The organism is Streptomyces sp. NPDC003691 (assembly GCF_053981115.1).
Genome location: NZ_JBSFNQ010000043.1, coordinates 1 through 20,263 on the forward strand (window position 1 = coordinate 1; position 20,263 = coordinate 20,263).

The window sequence follows — 20,263 nt, forward strand, 5'->3', positions numbered from 1 at the left end:
GAGATGTCTTGCAGTCACCCGGGACGGAGGGTGTGCCCTTCTCGGGGTGCGGTCACCGCCTCCGGAATCACCGGGTGGCGGCAGCCGCCCTCAGTATGTGTGCGCCCAGAGGTCAGCCGGCCTCGACGCTCCGCCGGATCAGATCCCCGGCCCGCTCCAGGTCGGCGTGCGATCTGATCCGCACCTCCAGGGACCCCGTGCCGTGGAACCCCAAGCCGCGGACGTCCCGGGTGAAGCCCTCGACCAGCTCCACCGAGTCCGGGTCCACCTTCAGCACCACCACCAGCGTCCGCTTCCGGGGCTGCACCTTCACCGACGCCACGTTCTTCATCCGCCGGTACGCGATGTACTGCTGCAGGGCCTCGCGCTGCACCGAGCCCGACTCCGTCAGCACCGCGTCCAGATCGGCGAACAGATCGCGCAGCTCCTGCGGTGCCCCGTCCAGGTGCTGCTGCACGGTCCTGCCCCCACCGGAAGCCGGCACCTCCTCCATGGGGACAGCCGCCCCGGGGGTGGTACGGGGACGAGGAACGGCGGGAGCGACCGGCGTCCCGGTGAACGAGGCCACCAGCCGCAGCGTGACCACGTCCTCGAACACCCGGTACGCCACCAGGTCGATCCGGTGCCGAATCATCTCCAGCGCCACCACCGTGTGCGGCGTGAAATCCCCCGCCACGCACACAATCCGCGGACGGCTCCAGTCCACCGACCCCGCCGCCTCCGCCCCGAGCCGCTCCCGCACCAGGGACTCGAACTCGGCGTGGCTGTCATTCAGCCACGCCAGATACGACAGCGCCTGCGTCACCACCTCTTTGTCCCGGGTCCGCTTGTACTCCACGATCACCGGCGCCCCGGTCTCGTCCAGCCCCAGCGAATCGATCCGACCCCGGTGCCGCCCCGTCTCGTACTCCGACACCAGGAACCGAATCCCCAGCATCGCCTCCATGTTCCCCTCCACCAGTGACTGCAGCTCCCGCTCCAGCGCCACCGACGAACCCGCCATCTCCACCGCACGCCCGCCATCCACACGGAACGCCTTCAGATCACCCACACGAACCCCCAGCCCATCGGCAGATCGACTGGGCAAAGAATCCCCCGGGACCAGCGAATATTCCGTTGTCACGGAAGCGTGATCAGTGGCATGGGCCCAAGGCGTCCTTCTTGGAGACGGCAGAGTGCCGTGAACACCACTGTCAGGGAGGAGCTTCGCACGGTGCCGCGAGGCCCGTCGTCAGAATGGCCTGGTTGGCTTGTTCTCCTTCTTGCCCCAGCCTTGAACGTTCGCTGCTGGGCCGCGCGTGTGCCCTGGTATGGCAGCTTGGAAGGATAGCCCGCTGGTCGCTAACTGCCAGCGGGGCCGCAGGTAAAGGCCGTAACTTGTTCGATAGCACGGGGTGTCCCGCCGAAGCGCCCCCGCGCGCGAGAGCCGACCGCCGATCCATGCCTTATGTGTCCTTTCGCCCGAATGGCGGATCAGTCAGCCTGTTCCTTTCCGGTCTGGTGTGGACACCGGTCATCTCAGGCGACTCTGCCGCCCCGCGGCTCTCGGCGCGCGCCGCCCGGCGCGTGTCCCTTGTTTCAGCAGCCTGTAGCGGTTCGGCTCCGAATCAGGGGTGGGAAGGCGCCTTCGTGGCGCTGTGGGGATACGTTGTTTCCCAGCCAACTGCCCCACGTAGGGGCCGACCGGTCGGATTCGAGTCTTTCCCTGAAGAGGGAAAATGTTCGATATACGGCGTGCTCGAAACATGCTCGAATGACAGCCGTACCGCCCCTTCCCGTTCACCAGGCCGCCATGACCCGGCGGCCCCGTTGTCATGCGCCACTGCCATGCCCCGACTGATCCGGCACTTCCGCCGGCGGTGTGGAACGACAGGACGGACATCCCGTGAAATCCGACCAGGGCACACTCAAGATCTACAGCGATCGCACCTACACCCGCACCACGATGGTGCGCCATCAGGGCACCGCAGTCGCGTTCGCGATGGATGAGCGGCGGCGGATCGTCTATACCGTCCTCGATCTCTCCACCTACGACGAGGAACGGGGCGAACTGGACGCCGCGTACTGGGCGGAGAGCCCCCAGGAGGTCCCCTTCCCCGAGGAGATCGTGACGGTTGGCTACTCCGTGGTGGGTGCCACGGCGATGCCGGTGGTGAAGAAGGGCGGCCGTGTCGAGGCCGGCGCCGGTGAGGAATTGACGGCGGACCAGACGGACCGCTTCTTGTCCACCACCGCCCGCCTGTCGGCCGACGCCCCGTTCCAGGTGCTCTCCGACGGCACCCATGTGGTGCTGCTGCGCCAGGCGATCGGTGCGGCCCACACCGACGCGGTGTTCAAGCTGACGGGCGGCGCCGCCTCCGGGGACACAGCCCGCACCGATTTCCAGCTCGCCGGGACGGCGAAGATACCGGTGGTGGCGGACACCCTGCTGTGCGATCGTTTCCTGCTGGTCGGCAATGTACTGAAACCGGTGTCGGAGGTGAGGTTCAAGCGGAGCCGGCACAAGACCCGCCCGGCGTCGGCCAAGGACAGCCTGGGCGCCACCGACATGGACGGCAAGGCGTTCCACGAGCCGACCCAGCAGCTGGAGTTCATCCGGAATCTCACCCAGGGCCGCTTCACCGCCGTGCTCACCCCGACGGCGGTGCAAGGGCAGCAGCGGTGGCAGTTCTTCGCCCACAACGGTGCCACCGGCCGGATCGACTCCTTCAATGTCGAGCAGGCCGCCGACGGGCTCTTCAACACCCAGGGCAGCCGTTACTGGACCAGCCCCGATGCCCGCTACCGGGGTTCGGTGTACGAGCGGGCGCCCGGGATCTGCCCGTTCACCAACCTCTCACTGGTGCCCATCACCCCCGATGTGCCGCACCCCGAGACCGCGCTCCAGTTCAACGGCACCAACACCTACGCGAACATGGGGGACGCGCCCGCGCTGAAGTTCCAGGGCCGCGCCTACGCCGTGGAGGCTTGGGTCAAACCCCGGGCGGCGGGCGGCCCGGTGGTCTCCCGCTGGTCCGGCACCGCGAGCCAGGGCGGCTTCCAGTTACGGATCACCAACACCGGCCAGGTGGCCCTCGACCACAGCGGTGGCACCCTCACCTCGCTCCAGAACATCCCGGCGGACACCTGGGCGCATATCGCGGCCTCCTTCGACGGCACCACCGCGACGCTCTACGTCAACGGGGCCTTCAGCGGCGACAAGGCCCTCCCCAGCAGCGGGGACAATTCGGTGCCGCTGCTCATCGGGTCCAAGTCGGCCGGTCCGTACTACAGCGGCGTCATCGACGAGGTGCGGATCTGGAACCGGTCGCGCGGCCAGAGCGAGGTCGCCGACAGCGCGCACTACCGACTGATCGGCAACGAGCCGGGTCTGGTGGCCTACTACCGTTTCGACGAGGGCAGCGGCACCACCGCCTACGACCAGACCGACACCGCCGCCCACGCCACCCTGGGCAACAGCCCGCAGTGGGTGACCTCCCAGGCCCCCATCGGCGAGCACCCCGGCGTGCGCCGTGACAGCTTCATCCTGAGCGGCCGTGACATCGTCTCCGGACTCAGTGCCACGCTCTACCACCAGCAGGAGGACGCGGTCGCCGGCTATCAGGACGACCCCAGGCCCACCAAGCGCAACGCCCGGGTCCTGCTGGCCTGCGCCACCCGCCCCGCCGGCAACGCCACCGCCGACGCCCATGTCGCCACCGTCGACTTCGGCGTCGGCATCGACGGACGCCTCGCCGACATCCCCGATGTCGTCACCCTCGGCGAACTCGGCCGCCCCGTCGAGCAGACCAGCGACCTGGTCAGCGCCCAGCAGCAGATCGTCAGCGGCCTCGAACAGCAGGCCACCGCCATCCAGACCGAGATCACCACGCTCACGGCGGAGAAGACGACGCTGGAGCAAGCGATCGCGGCGTCCAACAACGCCGCGGCCAACGACCCGGCACGCTGGATCGTCCGGCTCTCGGCGTTCGGGTCCCTGCTGGGCCCCTTGAACGGAGGTCTGACCCAGGCGACCCTGATCGGGCTGGTGAACCAGAACGCCCCGCACACCCGGTGGCGGCTGGTGCGGGCCGGGTCGGCCTCCCGGTACAGCAATCCGACGTACATCCTGGTGAACGACAGCGCCCCCGGCATGGGCGTGCAATCGGTCTACCGCTCCTCCCACGGCGCCGAGTTCCAGCCCCTCAACAGCGCGGAGGTCCACCAGCAGTGGTACGTGCGCGGCACCTGGAACACCAGCGTGCAGTTCCAGAACGCGGGCCAGGACGTCTGGATGGGCCTCCAGTCCAACCTTCAGCTCCGTGACGAGAAGACCGCGATCAGTTTCACGGTCGAGAAGGTCGGGGTCATCCCGGACACGACCCTCCAGGTCAAGGTCGACCGGCTCGCCGTGGTCAACGCGCTCCTCGTCCAGCGCAACCGCGACCTGATCGCCAAGCAGGCCGAGATCCCGCCCGCCCGTGAGGAACTGGCCCGCAGAACCGCCACTCTGCTGGGCGAGGGAGACCTGGTCCTGCCCGTTCCGCACATCGGCGTCGATGTGCGCGGGCTGAGCACCTCCGGCGCGCTGCTGAAGTTCGCCAGGACCCCAGCCACTCCCTACCTGATGGACAGCGCGGCGGGCCGGGTCGCGCTCTACTTCCAGGGTGCCAACAGCCAGTTCTTCGCCGCCTATCTGGACACCTCCGCGCAGCGGGGCAGCCAGCAGCTCACCGGCGGTGGACTGACCGCCCTCTTCACCGCGCGTGACCCCGGGGTCGTCCTGGCCGGGACCCAGATCAGGATCACCGACTGCACCGTCAACGGCGCGGTGGCCACGGGGCTGTGCGATCTGACCATCACCCGGGGCACCGAGACGGAGACCTTCACCCGGCTGCCGCGCCGCGCCCGGGACCTGGCCGCCGCCGTCAACGGTGCCACCGACGAACCGGTCGCGCTCGGCACGGCGGCGAGCGCCACGGGGGACCAGCTCACCCTCGCCCGGGCGCTGCCGATCGCCGTACCGGTCCACTCCCATCTGCTGATCGGGGAGAGCGCCCATCTCGTCACCGCCGCCGCCGACACCGGTGGCACGACCCTGCGGGTCACCCCGGCCCCGGCCACCCCGTTCGCCCAGAACACGGCGGTGTCCCTGATCCGCTACGACACGGACCGTGCCACGGCCTCCCGCCCCGGCGCCTCCCTTGCCCAGGGATCCCGCTGGATCACCGCCGGAGCGGACAAGGCCGATCTCCTCGTACCCAACGGGACCGCCACCGCCCTGGTCGCCGGCCATGGCAGCCGCTGGCGAGGTGACTCTCCCGGGCGGGCGGTCTTGCTCAACGGCAGCCAGTTCCTCGTCACCTTCGGTGTGCCGAGCCTGATGGCCGTCAGCGGGGATCTGACCGCCGAGGCATGGATCAAACCTCGCCGCATCTCGACGCCCCGGTCCCGGCTCTTCCATCTGGGAACGGGCGATACCAAGGCCGCGATCGCCCTGAGCCCCGAGCCGGTCACCGGCGGTCTGGTCCTGAACGGCACCGATGTCGCCATGGCGATCCCGGGCGCCGATCCCACGGGAGGGGACTTCACCATCGAGTGCTGGCTCAGGCGCACCACCGGGCGTACCGTGGCCGACACCATCGTCGCGATCGGCACCAACGGCCTGACCATGGGCTTCACCGCCAATGGCGCGTTCACCTTCGGTTTCACCGGCCAGATTCTCACCACCACCGCGACCTACACCGACGGGGAGTGGCACCACTGGGCCGTCACCTTCGACCGCACCACCCGGGCCCAGGTCATCCTCCGTGACGGGGTCGAGGTCGCCCGCCGTACCGCTACCGCTGTGCCGAGCGGCACCAATCAGCTCATCGTCGGCCGCAGCGACAGCGGCACTATCTCGCACTTCTCCGGGCGGCTGGCCGAGCTGCGGACCTGGAGCGTGGCCCGCTCCGCAACGGACACCGCCGCCGACATGAACAGGCGGGTCGCCCCGGGAGAACCCCGGCTCACCGGTGCCTGGATCTACGATGGCAGCCGTCCCCAGCTCAGCCAGTTCCCCGACATCAGCGGTCAGGGCCGTCACGGCGGGGTCTGGGGCAGTGCCGGGGCTCACGAGTCCGCGATCAAGGGCTACAAGATCCTGGCCGCGGTCGGCGACAAGCACCGCACCAGCCGCGAGACGTATCTCTGCGGGGAGTGGGCCCACGTCGCCGCGGTGCACCAGCAGTCCTGGGCGCTGCGCTTCAACGGCTCCGGCTGGGCGGACACCCCCGACGCGGACGCGCTCGACCTCACCGAGGATCTGACCGTCGAGATCTTCGCCCATATCGACACGATCGGCTCACGCCAGGGCCTGGTGTCCAAGGGACGCCTCGGCGACGGCACGGGAAGCACGGTGCCGTACCAGTTGTCGGTGCTCGCGAACGGGAAGCTGGAGTTCGCCTTCGAGGAGCCCGGCCCCCGCACCGTCCGCTACACCTCGGACTCCGCGATCACGGCGGGCTTCCACAAGATCGCCGTCGTCCGCAAGGCCGGCAGCTCCAGCGAACAGGTCAAGGGCACCCGGAACATCAGCTACAAGGACGAGAACGGCACCACCCAGACGAAGACCGTCGACACCATCGATCATGTCGACACCAAGACCTGGGACGACATCCGCTTCGTCGTCGATGGCGCCGAGACCGGCACCGGCCGCTACACCGGCACAGGCCCCCGCGGCAACGACGGCACCCTGGAGATCGGCCGCGCCGGGGAGGGCAGCGCCCTGTATCCGCTCAAGGGCACTGTCGGGGAGGTCAGGATCTGGGGCAAGGCCCGGGAGAGCAACCAGCTCGGGGGCCCGCTCCAGCCCCGTGACGAGGGGCTGATCGCCCGCTGGACCTTCGAGGAGAACACCGGCAACACCACCGCCGACCTGGCCGGTGGCTACGATCTGCGGCTGCACGGCGCGAAGTGGGCGGCCGACCCCAACCCGGCCGCCAGCTCCCTCACCATCTACCGCAACGGCCGCACCGTCCCCTGCGACATCCCCACCACCAACCCGCCTCTCGCCAACTGGGGCGACGACCTCTTCACCGTCGGTGCCCTCCGGAGCTCCGTCCAGTTCTCGGAGTACTTCGACGGCACCCTGGACGAGGTCCGCTACTGGCGCACCGCTCGCACCCCCGAGCAGATCCTCGACAATCTCTTCACCCGCATCAAGGGCGACAAGCAGGACCTGATGGGCTGCTGGAGCTTCGATGTGGAGGACGACACAGGCGAGCTCGACCTCGCCTCCCTCGACCGGGGTCTGCGGAGCAACCACCTCCGCGGCTATGCCGACAAGACCCCCTCGACCGCGCCGATCTCCACCGACACCGCCGCCGTCCGCTCCGCGCTCGCCGGTATCCGCACCCCCTTCCACCAGCTGATCTCCACCCCGCCGGCCGCCACCGAGTACGCCGACCTCCAGTACACCGCCACCGGCGAGGCCCAGGGCGTCCTGAAGCGCTGCTACACCCACACCGCCGACGGCGCCTGGCATCTCACCACCGGCTACAAGGTCGGCGACCTGGTCAGCGAATGGGTCAGCCAGGTCCAGTTCGACCCCCAGCTCATCGGCTACATCGAGGGCGCCCCCCCGGTCCCCTCCGAGAACCTCACCGGGCAGACCGACCACGCAGGGGCCTCCAGCGTCACCTTCAAACAGGCCGACGAGGTGACCTCCACCCTCTCCTCCACCCATGAGCGCAGCATCGATGCCAGCTTCAGCATGGCCGCCGGAGTGGAGGTCGACGAGAAGATCCTCATGATCACCGCCCCGCTGGGCATCGGCACCGCACAGCCGCTCGCCTCCATCACCGTCAAGGGCCGCATCGGCGGCAGCATGGAGTTCTCCAACGGCTGGACGGATGAGACCACCGTCGCCCAGGGCACCAGCACCGCCCATGACACCACCGCCACCCTCACCGGAGCCTGGGAGGACCCCACCAAGATCCTCAACGCCGCCGTCGGCCGCCGCTTCCTCCCCGCCAACAAGGGGTACGCCCTCGTCCAGTCCGAGACCGCCGACGTCTACGCCCTGCGCCTGGCCCACACCGGGGCCCTCGTGGCCTACCGGATCATGCCCAACCCGGACATCCCACGGGACTGGAACATCATCACCTTCCCCATCAACCCCCAGTACACCAAGCAGGGCACTCTGGACGGGGCGGTCGGCTTCAACGAGCAGGGCAAGATCCTCGACCCCGCCTATCCCAACGCCTTCGCGCGTGGCGAGTACAGCTACTTCAAGCCCCGCGAGGCCTACGCCATCAAACGCCGCATCCTGCGCGAACGCCAGGAGCTGGAGACGTACTACAACACCGTCTCCACCGAGACCCACGACTCCGACCCCACCGCGGAGCGCGCGGCGAAGGTCCTCGCCCCCATCGTCGGCAGTACCAGCACCACCGAGAAGGCCCAGCCGGTCGAGGCGGCGGGCTCCTTCGCCAACCGCAACATCGCCAACACCTACGTCTGGACCGCCGACGGCGGCTTCTTCGCCGAGACCAGCGGCACCGTCGATGTCGTCACCGAGACCACCGGCGGCTCCTACAGCCTCTCCGGCGCGGTCACCGGCTCTCTGGAGGTCGGCTTCGACGTCGCGGGGGTCGGCGTCGGCCTCCAGTTCGACGCCTCCCTCGGCGGCGGGATGACCACCACCCGCCACCGCTCCAAGGAGGCCACCCGCTCCCACAGCCTCGACGTCGTCTGCAACCCCAGCGGCGACCTCCAGAAGTACGACAGCAGCGGAAAGGCCCAGTACACGACGGCGGGCGCGCCCGTCCTGGTGGCCGGCAAGGTCGACGCGTACCGCTTCATGACCTTCTACCTCGGCCAGGACACCAGCCACTTCAACGACTTCTACAACAAGGTCGCCGACCCGATCTGGCTGGAGACCAGCAACGACCCCAACGCCGCCGCCCTGCGCGAGGCCCGCCACAGCGACCGCACACCCCCCTGCTGGCGAGTGCTGCACCGGGTCACCTTCGTCTCCCGCGTCCTTCCCCCGGTGCCGCCCGCCACCGCACCCCCGCTCGAACAGAAGATGCGCACCATCGACGTCGCCAGCAACTACGAACTCATCCGCCGCCTCGACCCCTACGTCTCCACCGCCACCAGCTCCCAGGCCCGGCTCGCCGACGCCACACGCACCGCGCTGACCGAACACCTCCCCCAGCTCCTCCCGCACGCCCTGGAAATCACCCTCCTCCTCGCCGAGTACTACGACGTCAGCGAATAGCCACCAGGGAATGAGCCAGGTGCCCGGTGTACACCGACTCCGTACACTGGGCACCACACCAGCTCGGAAGAAGGCCATCCAGAGGCCACTCCGAACCACCAGCCTTGGCGCTCAGCACGGCCTGTACACCTGGATCACCGTGTTGAGCGGTGCCGGTTCGCTCCACACCTTTCCACAGCCGCCGCAAGAAGGCCCGCAGGATCCCGGACTGCCTCCCCCTCACTCCGTGCCCTGTGGCCTCCCCGGATAAGTGATTTGTGGGATGACGACAAGGACCCCTCTGGCACCAGGGCGCGGTCACCGAGCGGGAATCGTCGGTCGCCAGCAGCCGCCAGGGGAGCGCAAGGGGAGCGCGGACGCCTTTGGACGGCGCAACACAGCCCGGCACCCGCCGGACCGGCATCAGTGCTCTGATCAGGCACAACGGCATTCGGCAACACCAGCCGACACAGCCCGGCACGATCTCTCACGCACTCGTAATGCGTAGGTCTCGGGTTCGGATCTCGAAGGTACGCGAGCCCAGTTGAGGGGCATGGTGAGCCGGTGGGATTCATCCGACTGTGCATGGAGTTGTCAGATGCTGAAGCATCTCCTTAGCGAATGCACCACTTCACGGGCGACACCGGATTCAGCCGTTGATGCACGGGAGTTCGCAGTCGTTAGATGACTGCCGTCTACCTGTTGCCGATGACGCACCACGTGGAGTGCGTGGCGATCCTTGAACCGGCAGCAAAGGGCCCCTGACCTGCGGTTTTGCCGATGTGCATTATGTGCGTTACGGGCGATATCTTGACGCTGAAATGACGCTCGTGACGCTCATTGATCTTGGTTTGGTGCTGCGCTGACCAGCGGATTTCCGTTACTGAGCGTTGCTGCTGACGCTGGGAACACCTTCCGCAGGTGGCACCTGCCGGGATGAGCGGAGGCCGTTTCACATGCTCTGCGCGGCGAGAACGAGTGGGGCCTCCAGCCGCTCCCAGGATCCCGGAGGAGAAGGAGAAGGTGAGGTCCGTACTGTCCGAGCAAGAGCCCCGCGTGCTGAATGTCTCCCGATCCAGCCGACTGGAGCGGTCTCACGCCACAGGCATCCACCGGGCACGCAGGCCCCGGTCCGCGAAGCTCCGCAGGTGTTCGCCAGGGCGAGAGGCGGTCCCACCCGGCGGCGATGAACCGGCCCCGCAGCAGCCTGATCAGATCCGGCCAACGGCGATCACTTTCCACCTTCCCCGGTGAACGGCCGAGCCGGACTGATGGAATGACGATCGACTGACACCCCTGTACCACCGTGGAGTCCTCATGAACTGGCTGGACGCCGTCCTGAAGATCATCACCCCCCCTTGAACCGATCATCGTGCCCCTGATCACGAGCAACCTCGATGTGAAGCACGACATCAAGCCCCTGTCCTGACCACGCCCCGAACCCAGCGGTCGGCGGCGGCCGTCGCTGTCGCCGGCGGGAGATCCGCCATGCGTTTCGCCGCCCTGGTCCGGGGGTTCGCCTCGACGTTCCTGCGTCCCCGGCCGCCGCGAACGGAGAGGGCCGAACCCCTCACCCGTGCACAGATCCTCGCCCTCCTGGACGACCTTCCCGTCAGCGAGTGGCGCTACGACTGGGACCCCGACACCCTGCACATCGGCCCGATGGCCCAGGACTGGCGGGCCGCCTTCGGCTACGGCCGCCGCGAGACCACCATCGACATCGTCGACGCCCAGGGCGTCCTGATCGCCGCCGTCCAGGAACTCTCCCGCCGCCTGCGGCAACTCGAAGAACAACACCCCGCACCCCCGCCCTGCCGCTGCGCGCACACCACCGAACCCGACCCCACTCCCGGAAAGAGGGCTCCATGACCCTGACCGAAGCCATCGCCGCGCTGATCAACGCCCTCGGCCCCGTGATCACCCCGCTCTGACCGCCCGCCCGAGCCCTGTGAACAAGGAGCTGAATGTGACTGTCTTCCGCCGCGCCGCCGCGCTCGCCGCGACCGCGTTCGCTCTGCTCGGATCCGTGACCCTGCTGACCTTCGGGACCTCCGTACGCGAGATCTTCGGCCTCACCGTCGGTATCGGCGCCTGAACCGACCATCCCGCCGGGCACGGTCCCGGCGGCGGAACCGGCCGGGCCCGCGACCGGGAACGGCCGGTTCGCCGCTTACCCGCCCGCGCGCACAAGCGTCAGGCTCCGAGACGATCGCACCCCAGAGGGGTGCAGCGTCGGAGCAGGGGTGGGCACATGATCGGCAGGGGTGGCTGGTTCGGGCGGGTGGCGGCTTCGGCGCTGGGCACGGTACTGGCCGTGGCCGGGCTGATGACGGGCGGGGCCGGGCCGGCGTCCGCGGTTGTCGGCGGGACGGACGCCCCGCCGGGCGCGTACCCGTACCAGGTGTCGGTGCAGTTCCAGAACTCCAGCGGCTGGCGCCATGCCTGCGGCGGCTCGATCATCGGCGAACGGTGGGTGCTGACCGCCGCCCACTGCGTCGACGCCACAACCGCCAACCGCATGAGAATCGTGGCCGGGTCGAACACCCTCAACCCGGCGGGCACGATCCACTCCGTCCAGGAGGCGACCCGCCACGAGAACTACAACGGCAACGCGGCGGGCAGCCCGAACGACATCGGCCTGCTCAAACTGAGCACCCCGCTCACCTACACACCGCTCATCCAGCCCATCGCCCTCCCGGACCCGCCCGCGTACCCCACAGGCGGCGCGATCCTCACCGGCTGGGGCTGGCTCAGCGGCAACGGCGAAAGGCCGAACGCCCTCCAGCACGCCACCGTCACCCTCCTCACCCTGGCCGAGTGCCAGATGCGCTGGCCGGTCCAGAACATCAACGCCGGCCACCTCTGCACACTCGACAGAACCCCTCCCGTATCGGCGTGCGAGGGCGACAGCGGCGGCCCGCTCGCCCAGAACGGCCGGGTGCTCGGCATCGTCAGCTGGGGCCACACCATCTGCAGCGGTCGGTACCCGTCCGTCTACACCAACGTCGCCGCCCACCGCACCTGGATCACCGGCAAGACCGGAATCTGAACAACCCTCGCGCGGCTCCCGCTCGTCGCATCCCCGTTTCCCGCTCCACCAGGCCAGCCGCCTTGCCCGCAGCGGTCCGCCAACGCGCGGCCACGCGGTGGAGGTTCGCGGTCGCCCTGGGCCCGCCTCCCGGCGGCCCGACGGCAGTGGTCACGCCGGCCGCCCATCGGCGGATTCGGCCGGTATGGCTGTCGCGGTCCACGGAGAGCGGATGCGCCATTGCGTCGCCGAACTCCCTCTCGCCATACTCTCCGTGCTTTGGTGTATCGGTTCTCCTCGCTGGGGTATGCATGTCAGATCTCGCAGGTCCTCGTCCTGTCCTATCCGACACGCCGCGCCTCGCAGCTGTGCTCGATTCCGAGCCATCTCCCGCTGTGGCAGCGCCGTCCGGTGTCGCAGAGTCGGCCTCGGTCGCCGAGTTGCGCCGCTTCCTGGACAGCACGCGTGCCACCGTCGAAGCCGGCAGCCGAGAGGCCGTCATGCGGTTCCTCCCCGGTGCCGCCCCGGTGGTCGGCCATCACGCGGGGTGGGGCGGGGAGGCCGGGGCGGGAAAGGGCGGGAAGGCGTTGCGTCCCGCGCTGGTGCTGCTCTGCGCGGACGCCTGCGAGGCGACTGTGGACGACGCCCAGCGGCGAACCGCGATTGCGTCGGCCGTGGCGGTGGAGATGGTCCACGACTTCACGCTGCTGCACGACGATGTCATGGACGGCGACCGAACGCGCCGGGGCCGTCCGGCTGCGTGGGTGCGATTCGGAACGGACCAGGCGATTCTCGCCGGCGACGGTCTGCTCGCGCTGTCCCTCAGGGTGCTGCGTGACGCGGGCGGGCGAGCCGGTTCGCCCGGGGCACCGCCGGACGGGACGGGGGACGTCGGCGTTCTCCTGGCCGTCCTGACCGACGCGCTGTTGGCGCTGTGCGCGGGTCAGACCTCGGATCTGGCGGCGGAGACGAATCCGGACCTCACGGAGTCGGAGTACCTGGACCTCGCCGCCTGGAAGACGGCCTCGCTGTTCGAGGCCGCCTGCCTGCTCGGTTCCCTGGCCGCAGGGGCCCGTCCAGAGGTTGCCCAGGGGTATCGGGAGTTCGGACACCACGTGGGACTGGGGTTCCAGCTCTCCAACGACCTCCACGGTATCTGCGGGGAGCCGGGCCTGGAGGGGAAGACGGACTCGGTGGACCTGGTACGCGGCAAGAAGACCTTCCCCGTCGTCGCCGCACTGCACTCGGCCACCTCAGCAGGCGAGAGGCTCGCCCGGCTGTACCGGACATCCTCCGGACAGCCGCCACCGCCGGAGGCCATACGGGTTCTGCTGTACGAGGCAGGTGCGGTCGCGTACACCGAGGCCCGGATCCGTCATCATCACGAAGCGGCGCTGGCAGCTCTGGAGCGGGCCCGCCCTGTCCCGGGTCCCGCACGCCACCTGCGTGCCCTGGTGGCATCGGCCTGCGCCTCACCCTTCGGGCGGGCCCCGACGGCACGAAGGATGTCATGATCGCATCACGACAGCTGGAGCCCGCGGAAGCGCTGCTGGCGGAGGTGGAGCAACAGGTGGCTGTCTCCTCCACCGTCGGGGGACCGTTGGACCTCCTGGCCCTGGACGAGGCGGTGGGCCGTCTCACCAATGAGGAGCCGGTCCTGCTCGCGCGGCTGGAAGCGGGAACATCCGGCCCCACCCTGAGGCTGCCGGACCGCCCCGACCCACCCCGTCTGTACCGCGGTACCTGTGGCCATGAAGCGCTGACCGCCCCCTTTCCCCCGGACGGACCTCTGCTGCGCGTCACCGTCGTCCCCGGACCGGATGGCAGCCATGAGGTGGTCACCTCCGTCCACCACGCCGTCAGCGACGGCGCCAGTGTGCTGGAACTGCACCGCCGGTTATGGGACATCTACACCGCTCGGCTCCGGGGAGAACCGCCACGGCCCGCCGGGCGCCGCTGCGACGGGCTGCCGGAGCCCGCGAGCGGATGGTTCGCCGGTGTGATCGGCCCGGACCGGCTCGCCGACTATCTCGCCGCCCGCTCGGCGGGCCTGTCATCGCGGCGGGCCGTCACCCTCCCCACGACCGCTCGTCGTGAGGGCGGAGCGCACTTGGGCCGGGTAGAGCTGACGGACGAGAGCTACGCCGCCTTCCGGGCCGTGGCACGTGCATACGGAGCGTCCCCGCACACACTGCTCTGTGCCGCCGCTCTCGGCGTGATCCGCGAGCGGATCCCGGCCCCGGGTGACCTGCCGCTGAGCTGTGTCTCGGCCGTCGACCTGCGGACGCGGGTCACCCCGGCCGTGCCGCGCGACCGCCTGGTCATGGGGGCCGGGCCGGTCGCCACGCTCACCCTGCACGCGCCCGGTGACGATCCCCGCGACCGCGCGCCGGAGATCCTGGGGCAGCTGCACCACGCCCTGCGCGACGGCGTACCCGAACTGGAACTCCTCGCCGCCCGGCAGGTCATGGCGGAACTCACCGGCGAGAGGCCCGCCGCGGTGACCCTGAGCGTCTCCAACCTCGCCGGCCGCCCTCTGCGGCTCAATCTGCCGCCCGGCCACACGGCAAGCCGACTGCGGCTGTTCTCCCAACCGCCCGGCCCGTTCCCCGTAGTGTTCGCCACCAGTACGCCCGAGGGGCTCGGGCTCGACACCGCCCTCCCCCGGGCCTGGTTCAGTGCGGACGAGGCGACAGCGTTCACCGCCGGTCTCGACGCGTCACTGAAACGTCTGACCTCGGCGGCTGCGCCTGTGGGCACCACCCGAGCCGTGCCCCGCCGGACACCCAGGGGCGGCGGTGAGTGACGCCGCCGTGGTCCGGGCCCGGCTGGACGCGCACGCCGAGGCGGTGCTGCGGGCGTGGGACATGGTGCCCGAGACAGTGGTGCGGCGGGTGGCGGCTGCCCGGGTGGGCAGCGCGGTGGTGCGCTGTTTTCCCGCCGCGGACGACGACGCCCTTCTTCTGACCATTGACGTCTTCACCTGGCTCACCGCGTTCGACGACCACTACGAACGCGCCGGAGCCCGTACCTCTCTGGCCGTGGCCCGGCTGGTGGCCTCGCTGGAGCGACCCGGCGGCGTACCGGACCCTCCGGAGGGCGGACCGGCCGTGGCGGCCTTCGCCTCGGTCCGCGCCCGCTGCCGAGCGGTACTCGGGTCAGAGCAGGACGACCGGCTCACCGACGCGCTGCGCGGCTACTTCCTCGCCGTGCTGTGGGAGCAGAGCGCGCCGGGGGCCGACGCCGACACCTTCTTCGCCATGCGCCGTCATCTCTCCTTCGGGCGGATCCTGCCGGTGCTCGTCGAGGTCGCGACCGGACGGGCCGTGCCTCCCGGCCTCCTGCACGCGCCCTTGATGTGCGCTTTGCTCGACCGGTTCGCCGACGCGGTCGCCCTCTTCAACGACCTGGCGTCCGCAGGCTGGGAGACGGAGCACCTCACCGGTCCTCCTGACACGGTGCCGGCGAACACGCTCGCCCTCCTGCGGGCCGAGCACCCGGGTATGGGCACCGAGGAGGCCAGGGCACGTGTACGGGCCATGCTCACACACGCGTCGGCGGAGGTGAAGCTGCTGTACGAGGAGCTGTACGGGAGCACCACCGAGGCGGGCCGCGCCCACCTGGACGGCCTGCGGGACTTCCTCGACGGTCTACTGACCCTGCGCATGCCCGACCGCTACACGACACCGGCCCGCTGAGCGTCCCCGACATATGCGCCACCGCGACCTCTGGAGAGCCGAATGCCCCACCCCGCCGTGCGTCCCGCGCCCGGGCGCACTCCCCTGCTCGGCCACCTGGTGCCCTTCCTGCGTGCGCCGCTGCCCTTCCTTCGCAGCCTGAGAGCCCACGGCGACCTGGTCGAACTGCGTCTGCCCGGACGGCGGATGACGTTCGTGTGCGACGCCGAACTCACTCACCGCCTGCTCGTCAACGACCGCGTCTTCGACAAAGGCGGCCCCATCTACGACCGGCTCCGCGAGGCGGGCGGCAACGGTATCGCCACCTGCCCCGCCCACGAGCACCGCCGCCAGCGCAGGCTCATCCAGCCGGCGTTCCGCACCGAACGCTTCCCCGGCTACACCCGCATCATGAGCCGGCGTATAGACGCTGTCGTCCGCGGCCTGCGCCCCGGCAGCATCGTCGACCTCACCCGCGAAACACGGCGCATCACCGCCGACATCCTGATCACCACCGTCTTCGGCACCGAAGTGAGCCCACGAGTCCACGCCCAACTGGCGTCAGACCTCAAGGAGCTCACCAACAGCATCCTCCGCCGCAGCCTGATGCCCCAGCCCCTGCTACCGCTGCCCACCCCCGGCAACCTGCGCCACCAGCGGACCAATCGCCGCTCCCGACGGATCATGCTCGAACTGATCCGCCGCCACCGGGCCGACCCGGCCGCCGGGCGGATCGGGCTCCTGTCCCTACTGCTCGACGCCCACGACCCCGACAGCGAGCAACAGACCTTCACCGACGAGGAGATCGCAGACCAGGCGATCACCTTCTACGTCGCCGGAACGGAAACCACCGCCGGAGCCGTCTGCTGGGCGGTCTACCTGGCCGCCCAGCACCCGGACGTACGCCGACGGCTGACGCACGAGGCCCGGGAGGTCCTCGGCGGGCGCACCGCGACCTGGGAGGACCTCGAACGCCTCAGCTATACCCGCCAGACCCTCACCGAGGCCCTGCGCATGTACCCGCCGGGCTGGTTCCTGACCAGGGAGACCACCGCGCCGACCCGCCTCGGCAACCACGACCTGCCGGCCGGGACGACCGTCGCCTTCAGCCCCTACCTGGCCACCCACGAGCCGTCGCGCTACCCCGACCCCGACCGCTTCGACCCCGACCGGTGGACTCCACGCGAGGACGGCACACCCCCTCCCGTACCCTCCGTGATCTTCGGCGGCGGCGCCCGCAAATGCATCGGCGACGAGTTCGCCGTCCTGGAAGGCACCCTGCTGCTCGCGAGCCTCACCTCCCACTGGGACCTGCGCCTGCAACCGGACAGCCTCGGGCTGCCCCGCCTGCCCCACCTCACCCTGAATCCCGGACGGATGAACGCCCGGGTCGAACGGCACACCACTCCCGCCGGGGACGGCCCTGCGGAGGCCGCCGCCCCGGAGCCGAAGCGGGAGAGGGATCAGCGTCGATGACAACGAGCCCACAGGTCCCCATCACCGAGACACACCACGCGGATCGCATCCTGAACCGGATCGCCCAGGACGACTGGGGCGACTTCAGCCCCTCCGTCTACGAAACCGCCCGGGTCCACGCCTGGGCCCCCGACCTCCCCGGTCACCGCACCCGCACCGAATGGCTGCTGGCGCAGCAGTCGGCGGACGGCCTCTGGGGCGAGGGCCCGACCCCCTACCGGCTCCTGCCGACCCTCAGCGCCGTCGACGCCTTCCTCCGCGCCCTGACCCGCGACGCCCCCTCTCTCACCGACGACGACACGATACGGCTGACGCGGGCCACCGACGCGGCCCTCACCGCCCTGGCCGAGCTGCCCGCGCACGGCACCCTGCCGGACACCGCGGCGGTCGAACTGCTCGTCCCGCTGCTGCTCGCCGATATCAACAAGACCCTGGGGCACATCGAGGACCGGCCCGCCACGACAGTGCGGCTCGCGGCCGGCCACCGCCGCTTCGGAATCATCCACTCGCTGGGCCCCACCGACGGCACCCTCCTGCGCAAACTCACCGCGATACCCACTCTCCCGGTAAAACTGCACCACTGCTTCGAGGCATTCGCACCGTACTGCCCGCCGCCACCCCCGCCCCGGGCCGCCGACGACCATGCCCTGATCGGCGCCTCACCCGCGGCCACCGCCGCATGGCTGACCGTCTCACCCCACCCCGGAGGCGCCCGAGCGGCCCTCACCGCGGCAGGCGAGCGATACGGCCACCTCTTCCCCGAAGCCGCCCCACTCGCCACCTTCGAACGACTCTGGGTTCTGGCCGCACTGCTGCGCACCGGCCTGATCTCCTCGCGCGACCCGGCCGCCCGCCGACTGGTCGCGCCCCTGCTGGGGCGCGACGGCATACCCGGCGCGCCGGGTCTCGCCCCCGACGCCGACGACACCGCACTCCTGATTCACGTCGCCACCGGCCTCGGACTCGACACAGACCCGGGCGCCCTGACCCGGTTCGCCTCCGGCGACCACTTCGCCTGCTACGTCGGCGAGGACACCGGATCCGTCTCCGCCAACGCCCACGTCCTGACCGCCCTGATGGACACGGTGCCCGACCCTCGCTCGAGCCCCGCCGCACGAACCACCGCGAACTGGCTCGCGCAACAGCAACTCCCCGAAGGGCACTGGACGGACAAGTGGCATGCCTCGCCGCTGTACGCCACCAGCCGCGTCTGTCGAGCCCTCGCCCGCTCCCCCCACCCCGCCCACCACACGGCACTACGGCGAGCCGGCCGCTGGGCCCTCGACCGACAACACGCGGACGGCTCCTGGGGGGTGTGGCAGAGCACCCTGGAAGAGACCGCCTACGGCATCCAGATCCTCCGTACCACCAGCCCCCATGACGCGGCCCCCGCCATCGCCAGAGCCGTACGGTGGATCACCGAAAGCGGCCCGGACCAGCGCCCCCACCCGCCCCGCTGGCACGACAAAACGCTCTACACCCCCACAACCATCATCGACGCCGAAACAGCGGCCACCATGGCCGCCGCCCAGGCCGACGCTCTCCACACCCGGCGCTCCCTCACCTGACGCCGCCGACAGGCCGTTCTTCGAGCCGACCGAGGGGCGGGACCCGGTCCGGAACCCGACCGCGGGCCGCTTCACTACCGTCCTCGCTCCCGCCACGGTCCAGGGACACCAGAGGTGGCAGTTCTCCGCCCACAACTCCGCCACCGGTCTGCTCTAGGCGTTCAGCATCGAGCAGACCTCCGACGGCCTGTGCAATACCCAGGGAGCCGCCACTGGACCAACCTCGACCCGGCCTAGGTGTATTGACCACGAGCATCCTGGGCCAGCACGAAGTCGAAGCTCTTGTTCCAGCCGGTACCGTCCCAGTACGGGCTGGTGCAGCAGGTTTGACCTGGTTGGTGCGCTCCAGGAGTTCACCCGGAGCGGCCCCGTTCTCCAGGCTGACTGAAACACAACACTTCACGTCCACCTGGGTCACGGAGCTGAGCACGCCGGTGCTGGTGGAGCAGTGGTCGTCCGACGAAGACGACACTGGCCCCACGCGAGACGCAACGGGTCGGCAACCCGGAGGCGACGCCGCGGGCACCGGGGTCCGGTACCCGCGCTCCCTCGCCTCGGTCGTGGGCCTGCCGCACGGGCCGGTCATGTGCGGGTGAGGGTCCAGGTGTCGATACCGCTGAGACCGGTGAGGCCCTGGGGGGCCGAGCAGGCGGAAAGGTCGAGGTTGGGGAAGGTGATGGTCTGGGTGACCTCGGTGCCGGCGAGGGTTCCGGAGGTGATCGGTCCGGTGGAGGTGCCGACTTTGGTGCCGTTCACGTTCGAGAAGCTGTTGGTGTACTCCCAGGTGCTGGTCGTCCCGTTGTTCCAGTGCAGGGTCTCGGTGCCGGAGCCGCCCGCGAACAGGCTCGTGCACGACTGGGTCGCCGTCCCGGAGAACGGTGCCACGAAGGAGGTGAGCTGAGGATGGGTGAGGCTCAGGCACAGAACCGCGGTGTCCTGGCCGCTGACGGACACCGTCTGCTCCGTATCGGTCAGTCCCGGTGAGAAGGCGACGGTGGTGCTGCCGGTACAGGTGACCAGGGCGGGCGACGCGCTCGCCGCCACCGGGGCGGCAGAAGCTGCGGCGACCACCGCCAGGGCCATCGCCAGCGCACATGCAGCCGCCGGAAACCTCTTCGCCATGGGAACCTCCGCGGTGTTCTCGGGAACGGAAGAACAGGTGCGGGCCGGAGGCAGTCCGCGGAGCACGCGCCGGCGCACGGGCACCGGTGAGAACGGCGGACGTCCATCCCAGCAGAGCACGAGCACGGTCCTCGACCCTGAGCGGACTGCCGCCACAACCCGACCG

General features: G+C 69.9%; 11 protein-coding genes. 9 read left to right on the forward strand and 2 right to left on the reverse strand.

What is annotated here, in order from left to right:
• Positions 1-112: 112 nt before the first annotated feature.
• The gene (locus ACWDR0_RS20560; protein WP_456353147.1) at positions 113-1,051 is read right to left on the reverse strand and encodes a DUF5655 domain-containing protein; all 939 of its coding nucleotides are present in this window, start codon (positions 1,049-1,051) and stop codon (positions 113-115) included.
• An 834-nt stretch (positions 1,052-1,885) separates the two neighbouring features.
• Here ACWDR0_RS20560 and ACWDR0_RS20565 point away from each other — a divergent pair.
• The 9 genes from ACWDR0_RS20565 (at position 1,886) to ACWDR0_RS20605 (ending at position 18,975) form a co-directional block, all read left to right on the forward strand.
• Positions 1,886-9,247 carry a LamG-like jellyroll fold domain-containing protein gene (locus ACWDR0_RS20565; RefSeq protein WP_456353148.1) on the forward strand — a complete coding sequence of 2,454 codons (7,362 nt, stop codon included), beginning with the start codon at positions 1,886-1,888 and terminating at the stop codon, positions 9,245-9,247.
• Between the two features lie 1,467 nt (positions 9,248-10,714).
• Positions 10,715-11,095, forward strand: coding sequence for a hypothetical protein (locus tag ACWDR0_RS20570; protein ID WP_456353149.1), 381 nt, complete (start codon positions 10,715-10,717; stop codon positions 11,093-11,095).
• 97 nt (positions 11,096-11,192) lie between these two features.
• On the forward strand, positions 11,193-11,321 hold the full coding sequence (locus tag ACWDR0_RS20575; RefSeq protein ID WP_456353150.1) for a hypothetical protein: 129 nt from the start codon (positions 11,193-11,195) through the stop codon (positions 11,319-11,321).
• 156 nt (positions 11,322-11,477) lie between these two features.
• Positions 11,478-12,275, forward strand: a complete 798-nt coding sequence (locus ACWDR0_RS20580) for a serine protease (protein ID WP_456353151.1) — start codon at positions 11,478-11,480, stop codon at positions 12,273-12,275.
• Between the two features lie 374 nt (positions 12,276-12,649).
• Complete coding sequence (locus ACWDR0_RS20585; RefSeq protein WP_456353152.1) at positions 12,650-13,768, forward strand: polyprenyl synthetase family protein; 1,119 nt, start codon at positions 12,650-12,652, stop codon at positions 13,766-13,768.
• Entirely contained in the window at positions 13,765-15,060 is a 1,296-nt protein-coding gene (locus ACWDR0_RS20590) for a phthiocerol/phthiodiolone dimycocerosyl transferase family protein (protein ID WP_456353153.1), read from the forward strand. Before ACWDR0_RS20585 ends, ACWDR0_RS20590 begins: the two co-directional genes overlap by 4 nt.
• Positions 15,053-15,952: a terpene synthase family protein gene (locus ACWDR0_RS20595; RefSeq protein ID WP_456353154.1), complete on the forward strand. Its 900-nt coding sequence runs from the start codon at positions 15,053-15,055 to the stop codon at positions 15,950-15,952. Before ACWDR0_RS20590 ends, ACWDR0_RS20595 begins: the two co-directional genes overlap by 8 nt.
• A 42-nt stretch (positions 15,953-15,994) precedes the next feature.
• Positions 15,995-17,407 carry a cytochrome P450 gene (locus ACWDR0_RS20600; RefSeq protein WP_456353155.1) on the forward strand — a complete coding sequence of 471 codons (1,413 nt, stop codon included), beginning with the start codon at positions 15,995-15,997 and terminating at the stop codon, positions 17,405-17,407.
• Positions 17,404-18,975: a labda-7,13-dienyl diphosphate synthase gene (locus tag ACWDR0_RS20605; RefSeq protein ID WP_456353156.1), complete on the forward strand. Its 1,572-nt coding sequence runs from the start codon at positions 17,404-17,406 to the stop codon at positions 18,973-18,975. Before ACWDR0_RS20600 ends, ACWDR0_RS20605 begins: the two co-directional genes overlap by 4 nt.
• Before the next feature lie 582 nt (positions 18,976-19,557).
• Here the strand turns inward: ACWDR0_RS20605 and ACWDR0_RS20610 are convergent.
• Entirely contained in the window at positions 19,558-20,097 is a 540-nt protein-coding gene (locus ACWDR0_RS20610) for a hypothetical protein (RefSeq protein WP_456353157.1), read from the reverse strand.
• Positions 20,098-20,263: the final 166 nt, after the last annotated feature.